We start from the raw sequence: 1,646 nt of genomic DNA on the forward strand, positions 1-1,646 counted from the left end.
AGCTTGTCGGACACCGCGCGATACCGAGGCGGGTTTGGGTCGCGGACGATGACCGCTGGGTAGATGGCCTTGGCCTCGAAGACCTTCATCCCGGTTTTGATGCCCAGGTTGCGCGCCTCCCGAGAGGAGGAGACGATGGTCGCCGTGTCGGTGGCGTAGGCGGCGATCGCAAGGACCCGGCCACGTAGCTCCGGGTCGTGCTGCTGCTCGATCGACGCGAAGGCGCAGTTGATGTCGACGACCAATGTCGTGGGTTGCGCCGTGTTGAGCCCGAGCTCAGTAGCCGCCATCGAGCAAATGTTCGCACCGGCCGAAGGGTGGCGCAAGATGCCCGCGAATGCCGCGACTGCCGGCATTCGCGCCCTAGGGGACGGTTTGAAGCCCGCGAGCGCCGGCACTCGCGGGAATTCGTCTAGACGGCGGCCGGCACCTCCACCGACACAAGGAACTTGAAGAACACGTTCTTCCACCGGTCGGCGGCGTCGAACAGAGGTCCGTGCCCGGAGCCCTCGAACATCTCGATCTCCACCCGGCCGCCCCGCTCCCGGTACTTCTCCAGCACCGCCCGGATCTGGCTGACCATGGGCTGAGGCGGGAAGACCTCCTCGCCCGGCCAACCCGGCACGAAGCCGAGCTTGCCCAGCGTGCCCATCTCCCAGGCCGACCCGTCCGCGACGACGATGTCCGCCGAGCCGTGGGTCCAGAGGATGGGCGGCTTCGGCTCGATGTCGACGATGGCGGCCCAGTTGCAGTACTTGGGCGAGAGTGCGTTGAGGATGCCACGCGTGCCCGGAGCGACGCCCGGCCAGTTGGGTGAGGTGGTCGAGTCGCCAGGGTTGCCGTCGTCGCCGGTGACCGACTTGAGGACCTCCTCCAGCAGCATGTCCTCGCGCTCTGGCGGCTCGCGGTGCGAGGCGGACCAGTAGGAGCTGTTCATCACGTTGCGCGGCGAGAAGGGCGACTCCGTCGAGGTGTCGTGCTCGGCCAGGCGCTTGATGAACTCGGGGTTGCCGGTCCCGCCGCCTGAGCCTGCGTAGTCGTCGAAGCACGGCGTGCCGTCGGGCTTGACCCCACCAAACCCAAACGGCGACACGGGGTCGATGAATGTCAGCGAGGCGACCGGCCGGTCTTCCGCGTAGTTGGCGATCGCGGCGCCGCCGGTCGACCATCCCACAAGGTGGGGAGGCCGGGTAACGCCCAGGGTTTCCAGCAGCGAGTGCGTGTCGTCCGCCCAGTCCCGCAGGCCGCGCGTGGCGTCCATCGGCTTGTGCTCGGTGTCGCCGAACGCGCGCATGTCGGGCGCGATGAAGCGGTAACCGTCCGGCGCGCCCGGGAAGAGATGCTCGAAGAAACGTCCCGTGGCCAGGTTGCCGTGGATCATCACCACGGGCACGCCGTCCGCCGGTCCCGACTCGATGTAGCGCATGCGCAGCCTCTCCGTCCGCGCTGTGTGCGAGCTGACCCCGGGTGGCAGGTTCATGGAGCGCCTCCTTGATTCGCTAACGAGCCGAGGGCAATGTGAGCGTGAATTCGCTTCCGGCGCCGGGGCTCGACTTGACGGTGATGTTCCCACCGTGGCGCACCGCGATCTCCTTGCACAGGAAGAGCCCGAGGCCTGTGCCGGCGATGCTCACATTCTCCTCCGT

2 protein-coding genes and 1 pseudogene are annotated in these 1,646 nt (G+C 67.6%); all 3 read right to left on the reverse strand.

The annotated features are described in order from the left end of the window. Positions 1-290, reverse strand: a pseudogene (locus VGR06_RS12375) (hypothetical protein); the annotation flags it as partial. Positions 291-412: 122 nt separating this feature from the next. Further along, positions 413-1,480 carry an alpha/beta fold hydrolase gene (locus VGR06_RS12380; RefSeq protein ID WP_327559176.1) on the reverse strand — a complete coding sequence of 356 codons (1,068 nt, stop codon included), beginning with the start codon at positions 1,478-1,480 and terminating at the stop codon, positions 413-415. Positions 1,481-1,499: 19 nt separating this feature from the next. Further along, a complete protein-coding gene (locus tag VGR06_RS12385; RefSeq protein WP_327559177.1) occupies positions 1,500-1,634 on the reverse strand; it encodes an ATP-binding protein in 135 nt (44 codons plus the stop codon). Between the last annotated feature and the right edge of the window lie 12 nt (positions 1,635-1,646).

The organism is Actinophytocola sp. (assembly GCF_036002505.1).
Lineage (GTDB): Bacteria > Actinomycetota > Actinomycetes > Mycobacteriales > Pseudonocardiaceae > DASYTH01.